This window comes from Streptomyces nanhaiensis, from assembly GCF_046614825.1.
Taxonomy (GTDB): domain Bacteria; phylum Actinomycetota; class Actinomycetes; order Streptomycetales; family Streptomycetaceae; genus Streptomyces; species Streptomyces radiopugnans.
Window position 1 is genome coordinate 21,549 of record NZ_JBKJFM010000074.1, and the last position, 6,781, is coordinate 28,329.

The window sequence follows — 6,781 nt, forward strand, 5'->3', positions numbered from 1 at the left end:
CCCTGACCGGGCGGTGGTGCAAACGGGGTTCCGGCGGGCGGCGGCGCGATCCCGCGGAACCGGATATCGTCAAAGTGACGAGATTAGGGGTAGCATCCGTCCCATGAACACCGCAGACCTGGGCCTGCCGGTCGCCGTGCCGTCCACCGCCCTCTTCACCGACCACTACGAACTCACCATGGTCCAGGCGGCGTTGCGCGGCGGAACCGCCGACCGGCGCTCCGTCTTCGAGGTCTTCACGCGCCGTCTGCCCGAGGGCCGCCGCTACGGCGTGGTGGCGGGCACCGGAAGGGTCCTGGACGCGGTGGCGAACTTCCGCTTCGAGCCGGAGATCCTGGAGTTCCTGCGCGAGCGGGAGGTGGTGGACGAGCCGACCCTGAAGTGGCTGGCCGACTACCGCTTCCGCGGCGACATCAGCGGCTACCCGGAGGGCGAGGTCTACTTCCCCGGCTCGCCGGTCATGCGGGTGGAGGGCACCTTCGCCGAGTGCGTGCTGCTGGAGACGGTGGTCCTGTCGATCCTCAACCACGACTCGGCCGTCGCCGCCGCCGCGTCCCGGATGGCCGTCGCGGCCCGGGGACGCCCGCTGATCGAGATGGGCGCGCGCCGCACCCACGAGCTGTCGGCGGTGGCCGCGGCCCGGGCGGCGTACGTCGGCGGCTTCTCCACCACCTCCGACCTGGCCGCGGGCTTCCGCTACGGCATCCCCACCGTCGGCACCAGCGCCCACGCCTTCACCCTGCTGCACGACACCGAACGGGACGCCTTCACCGCGCAGGTGGAGTCCATGGGCAGCGGCACCACGCTCCTGGTGGACACCTACGACGTGGCCGAGGCCGTCCGCACCGCCGTGGAGGTGGCGGGCCCCGGCCTGGGCGCGGTGCGCATCGACTCCGGCGACCTGCTGCTGCTCGCCCACCGGGTGCGGCAGCAGCTCGACGGGCTGGGGGCGCGGGACACCAGGATCATCGTGACCAGCGACCTGGACGAGTACGCCATCGCCTCGCTGGCCGCCGCCCCGGTGGACGCCTACGGCGTGGGCACCCAGCTGGTCACCGGCAGCGGGCACCCCACGGCCTCGATGGTCTACAAGCTGGTGGCCCGCGCCGACTCCTGCGACCCCGGCGCGCCGCTGCGCCCGGTGGCTAAGAAGTCCATGGGCGGGAAGCTGTCGGTCGGGGGCGTGAAGTGGGCCGCCCGGCGGCCGGACGCGGACGGCGTGGCCGAGGCCGAGGTCGTCGGCACCGGCGAGGTGCCGGCGGAGCTGGCGGACCACCTGCTGACGGTGGACCTGGTCCGCGGCGGCGAGATCGTGGCGCGCGAGCGGCTGGAGGCGGCCCGCGAGCGGCACCTGCGGGCCCGCGACGGGCTGCCGCTGTCGGCGACGCAGCTCTCGCGCGGCGAACCGGTCCTGCCCACCGAGTACACCGTGGGGTGAGCGCCGCGTGTCCTCGCACTCCCGCGGCGGACGCCGAGTGTCTAAGGTCGGACACGTCCCGCCCCCGTTCCCCCGCGGACCGCACCGGCCGCGGACCACGGCCGCCGCGGCCGGTCACAGCGGTCGGCCGCGGCGACAGCCAGCCAGCTACAGCCACTCCAGCCGAAAGGTGTGCGCCATGCACCGGGCCCTGATCGTCGTAGACGTCCAGAACGACTTCTGTGAGGGCGGCAGCCTCGCGGTGGCGGGGGGTGCCGACGTGGCCGCGGCCATCACCGACCTCGTCGGGCAGAGCACCCCCGGATACCGCCACGTGGTGGCCACCCGCGACCACCACGTCTCCCCGGGCGACCACTTCTCCGACCACCCCGACTTCCGCCACTCCTGGCCCGCGCACTGCGTGGCCGGGACCGAGGGCGTGGGCTTCCACCCCAACTTCGCCCCCGCCGTCGCCTCCGGCTCGATCGACGCGGTCTTCGACAAGGGCGCGTACGCCGCCGCCTACAGCGGCTTCGAGGGGAAGGACGAGAACGGCACCCCGCTCGCCGACTGGCTGCGCTCCCGCGAGGTGACGGAGGTGGACGTGGTGGGCATCGCCACCGACCACTGCGTGCGCGCGACCGCGCTGGACGCGGCCCGCGAGGGCTTCCGCACCCGGGTGCTGCTCGGCATGACGGCCGGGGTGGCGGCGCGGACCACCGAGCTGGCGCTGGAGGAGATGCGCGGGGCGGGCGTGGAGCTGTCGGGCGCGCCGGTGGTCCGCGCCGCCTGAACCCGGCGGCCGCGCCGGCCGGGCCCGCCCGGTGGCGCGGCGCTCCCCCGGCTTCGCCGTACGGCACCCCGGCGCGCGGGAGGTCCTGTCCGGGCCGCCGTCCGCCGGGGCACCGGCGTCCGGCCGACGGGTTCCGCCTGCCCGGGAGGCCGAGGGACGGGGCCCGGGTCGCGGATCGCGGGTCACGGATCGCGGGTCACGGATCGCGCCAGTGGCACGGCGGCGGAGGACGGGCCGCAAGGCGGGGGAATGCGCTCGCGGCGGCCCTAGCCGGCCGCGGCGCGGCGCAGGGCGCCTATGGGCCGCCAGAAGCCGCCCTCCGCGTGCGTCCCCTCGTCGGCCGGTGCGCCGGCGGCGCCGTGCTGCGGGGCCGGGCGCCAGACCAGGCCGTCGGGGTGGTGCAGTACCGCGCTGATCTCGTCGGGGGTGGGCGGCTCGGTGTTGCCGCGCAGGTAGACCGCGCGCAGGCCGAGGTTCCTCAGCCGGGTCAGGGCGCGGGCCCGGTTGGCCGCGTGGACCAGGAAGCGGGCACGCTGCCCACCGTGCCCCGGCCGGGGCACGGAGAGCGCCACGACCACGCTGCCGTCCGGCAGCCTGGTCCAGCCACCGCCTGCCATCTTCACCACTCCCCCGTTATACACCACGTCAACAACGGCCACCCGGCCCCGGGCGGTACGCGCATTCTCAGCACGATCGGCCGCCGCCCGCTAGGGGGCGGCGGCCGACCGTTCACTGCCTCACCGCCACGACCTGCGCAAACGCGGCGTCATCGGGGTGTCACACGGGTGTCACCTGGTGGAGGGTCCGACCTGGACGGTCATCGTCCTGCCGTCGAGCGGCTGGTTGACGATCGTGATGCGGGTGTTGGTGTCGGGCACCTTCACACTCGCGGTCGGGTTGGACTCGTCCCAGTACGTACCCTTGCGGTCGTCGAAGTAGGGCTTGCCCATCTTCCAACCGATCTTGGCGGCCTCGCCGTTCTTGTGCAGGGTCATGCCGCGCGTCGGGTACCAGCTGAAGGTGGAGTCGTACGACTGGATGCGGTTGCGCATCGTGGTCCCGTCGGCCCACTTCTCGGCCTTGGGGTGCGCGTCGATCGGGAGGACCAGGCCCTCACCCGGGTGGACGCTGGTGTTGTTGTCGAGCTGCGAGGTGTCCCACAGCCAGATCAGCAGACCGTTCTGGTAGGCGTAGTGCTCGACCCAGTCGGGACGGGTGTTCGCCCAGCCGAAGTTGTACGGACCGGTCTTCAGCGTCTTGTCGTACGAGACGTACTGGCGGTTCTCGGCGATGTAGAACTGCGGGTAGGAGTTGGAGAACGAGCCCCCGATGCGGGAGAAGCCGCTCGCCGTCCACCCGTTGTCGTCGCCCTCGGCGCCGTCGGTGACGATCGCCTGGCCGTCGGCGGTGATGGTGATCTCGTCGGCGGTGAAGCCCTTCTCCGCCACACCGCCGTCGGTGCGGTAGTGGAAGCGGAGGTCGATCTTCTTGCCGGCGTAGGCGTCCAGCGGGAAGGAGAGGTCCTCCCAGCCGCCGGAGAAGCCGTCGAGGGCGGGGGCGCCGGAGGCGTCCTTGCCGAGCGGCTCGCCGTTGCGGGTGCCGTCCAGGGCGGTCCAGGTGGCGCCGCCGTCGGTGGAGACCTGGGTGTAGAGGTAGTCGTAGCCTTCCTCGATCTCCCACCAGCCCTTGAGGTCGAGCGACGCGGAGGAGGCCCCGGTCAGGTCGACGGTGCGGGTCAGGGAGTTGCGCAGGTCGTCACCGCTGCCGCTCCACCACTGCTTCTCGCCCGCCGCGGGCTCCACGACGGTGGTCGTGACCTCCTTCTCGGGGAGCTCCACGATCAGCGCCTGCGGGTTCTTGCCCTGGTGGGCCGAGACACCCAGCTTGTGCCGCGACTTGGTGGCGGCCTTGGCCGTCTCGTAGTCCAGCCAGCCCAGGGACAGCTTGTCCCAGGCCGTCATCTCGCCGGCCCAGTCGCCGATGGCGTCCTTGCCGTTGTTCAGCCAGGAACCGGACGACATCAGGGTCCAGAAGGCGGTGGAGTTCTCGCCGCCGTTGGTGTCGTACAGGTCCGGCAGGCCGAGGTCGTGGCCGTACTCGTGGGCGAAGACGCCCAGGCCGCCGTTCTCGGGCTGCACGGTGTAGTCGCCGACCCAGATGCCGGTGTCGCCGATCTCGGTGCCGCCGGCCCTGTTGAACTCGGGACCGGTCTTGCCGTAGTCGGTGCCGTAGGCGTACCAGCGGTGGGCCCAGATGGCGTCCTCGCCCTGCGCGCCGCCGCCGGCCGACTCGTCCTCGCCGGCGTGGACGAACTGGAAGTGGTCGAGGTAGCCGTCGGGCTCGTTGAAGTCGCCGTCACCGTCGAAGTCGTAGCGGTCCCACTGGTCGTACTCGGCCAGCTGGGCCTTGATCTCCTCGGTGGTGCTGCCGGCGGCCTTCTGGTCGGCGACCCACTGGTTCACACCGTCGCGGACGGCGTCCCAGACGGTGTTGCAGGTGCTCTGACCACAGGCGTTGTTGCCGTAACGGGCCTCGTTGTAGTCGACCTTGACCCAGTCGGAGACCATGCCGTCGACGGAGTACTTACCGGAGGACTGGGTCTCGTAGTACGTCTTGAGCGAGCCCTTGCCCTCCCCGAAGTAGATCTCCTGGAAGTGCTCCTGGCTGAAGTCCTCCTTCCACAGTGTGGTGTTGTCCTGCTCGCGGTCGGGCTCGGCGATCTGGTTGTGCAGCGGACCGGGGGTGCCACCGAACCTGGGGTCGATCTTGTCACCGAACTCGAGGAGAATGGTGAAGATCTTGTCGGTCTTGGTCTGCTCCATCTCGACGTACTTGTCGTCGCCGAGCTTCATGACCTTGGAGCCGTTCTTGGTCACGGGCTTCTGGCCGGAGGCGAGCCGCTCAAGGGCCGCGAGGCGCTGGGAGCGCTGCTTCTTGGTGAGCGGGCCGGGCAGGTCGTGGTCGACGTGCTTGCCGTCCTTGTCCTTGCCGTGCTTGTGCCCGCCCTTGGCGTGGTCGCCGTGCTCCGCGGCGGCCGGGTCACGACCGTCGGGTGCGGTGCCCTCGTGGGCGTAGGCGGTGCCGGCGGTCAGAAAGGTCGCCCCTATGACGGCGACCGTCGTGGCCAGGGCGGCGGATCTGATAGTCCTCCGTTGGCTCTTCACTAGGTATTGCCCTCCCCATGCATGGCCATGGCACGTGTGTGCACACGCGTGGAGGCATTCGACATGAGCGGCGGCCGAAAAAACAGCCCTTGATTTGAACACGCCACACAAGTAGGTTGTCCGGCCAGTCAGTTGCGGAGTCCGGAGACCGGACGGTAACGGCCGACAGCGGTGCGGCCGGGGCGTGACTCCGTGCGCCCCCTGTGCATCGGCGCGTCGGTGGCGATAAGTCAGGTCAGGCTTACCCGCGGCTGCGCACGGGCATCCGGCATCGTAGAGTCGTTCGACGGACCACGTTCGCCGTCCGGCGACCTCGCCCCCGGTCAACCACCGATCCCGGAGGACGGATTCCGTCATGCCGCGTCCGAATCCCGCACAGCTCGCCTACGGTTCGGCCACCGTCATCCTCTCGGCTCTCGCGATGCTGCTGGTGTCGCAGGCGCGTTCGGGAGCCGGGATCGCGGTCATCGCGAGTGCGGCGCTCGCGCTCGGGCTGCTCGTCGCGGTCAGGGTGCCCGTCCGGCGCTCCTCAGGGGCCTCGCGTCCGGCGGCCGGCACGGTGCCCGCGCAGCGCGGCGCGCAGAGCGCCGACGGCGGCCGGCGTCTGGCGGAGACCTCCTCGCGCCGCTGACCCGGCCGGGTCGCGGACCACCGGGCCGCGCACACCGGCAGTACGGCCTTCCGCCGCGCCGGGCGCTCCGCCCGCGCCGCCCTGCTCGGGACGGCGCGGGCTCCGTATCCGGTACGGCCTTCGCTTCCTCATGCTCAGAGTCGACCGCGCCGCGGCGCACCGCGCATCAGGGGTGGGCCGTCCGGGGGACTCCCCGGAGCGTCACCCGGCCGGGACGGACTCCTCGGTACCGCGCGCCACGAAGGTGCGCGCCGCCTTGTCGTGCCAGCACTGCCGCCACGGCCGGTCGAACAGGCACCACAGGACGTTCACCACGCCGATGCCCGTCGGCGCCAGCAGTCCGTACACCAGCCAGCGGCGCAGCGCGGCGCCGAAGGAGGGGGTGTCCTGCTCCTCGATGTCGAGCACCCTCACACCGAACAGCTTCTTGCCGAGCGTGCGCCCCCAGCGGGCGGTGGGCAGCACCTCGTAGAGGAGGCCGAACAGGAACAGGGCGCCGAGCACGATCGCCAGGTAGACGCCGGTGGTGCCGTCGACCAGCCAGATCTGCCTTGTCTCACCGGCCTGTTCGGCCGCCTCGACCTGCTTGCGGAAGTGCTCGGCGCTGGGGCCGGCGAACGGGAGGGCCACCGCCGCGGCCACCGCCGCGGTGAGGACGCCGTCCACCAGGCGGGCGCCCAGCCGGCGTCCGAGCCCGGCGGGGCGGGCCTGCCGCCGGGCGGCCCGCAGGAAGGGGTCGTCGACCGGAGGGCGCCAGGGCGCGACCTGCTCGGGAC

At 72.1% G+C, this 6,781-nt stretch carries 6 protein-coding genes; 3 read left to right on the forward strand and 3 right to left on the reverse strand.

The features are described from left to right. Positions 1–103 precede the first annotated feature (103 nt). Positions 104–1,438: a nicotinate phosphoribosyltransferase gene (locus ACLIYP_RS17285; protein WP_412714027.1), complete on the forward strand. Its 1,335-nt coding sequence runs from the start codon at positions 104–106 to the stop codon at positions 1,436–1,438. A 178-nt stretch (positions 1,439–1,616) separates the two neighbouring features. Continuing rightward, positions 1,617–2,210, forward strand: a complete 594-nt coding sequence (locus tag ACLIYP_RS17290; protein ID WP_412714028.1) for an isochorismatase family protein — start codon at positions 1,617–1,619, stop codon at positions 2,208–2,210. 266 nt (positions 2,211–2,476) lie between these two features. Here the strand turns inward: ACLIYP_RS17290 and ACLIYP_RS17295 are convergent, their stop codons facing one another. After that, positions 2,477–2,827 carry a hypothetical protein gene (locus tag ACLIYP_RS17295; RefSeq protein WP_412697347.1) on the reverse strand — a complete coding sequence of 117 codons (351 nt, stop codon included), beginning with the start codon at positions 2,825–2,827 and terminating at the stop codon, positions 2,477–2,479. Positions 2,828–2,998: 171 nt separating this feature from the next. Then, complete coding sequence (locus ACLIYP_RS17300; protein ID WP_412714029.1) at positions 2,999–5,374, reverse strand: immune inhibitor A domain-containing protein; 2,376 nt, start codon at positions 5,372–5,374, stop codon at positions 2,999–3,001. Positions 5,375–5,729: 355 nt separating this feature from the next. Between ACLIYP_RS17300 and ACLIYP_RS17305 the strand changes: the two genes are divergently transcribed. Then, positions 5,730–6,005 carry a hypothetical protein gene (locus ACLIYP_RS17305; RefSeq protein WP_412714030.1) on the forward strand — a complete coding sequence of 92 codons (276 nt, stop codon included), beginning with the start codon at positions 5,730–5,732 and terminating at the stop codon, positions 6,003–6,005. 201 nt (positions 6,006–6,206) lie between these two features. Here the strand turns inward: ACLIYP_RS17305 and ACLIYP_RS17310 are convergent. Then, the coding region (locus ACLIYP_RS17310) for an RDD family protein (RefSeq protein WP_412714031.1) at positions 6,207–6,781 on the reverse strand (575 nt) is incomplete at its 5' end.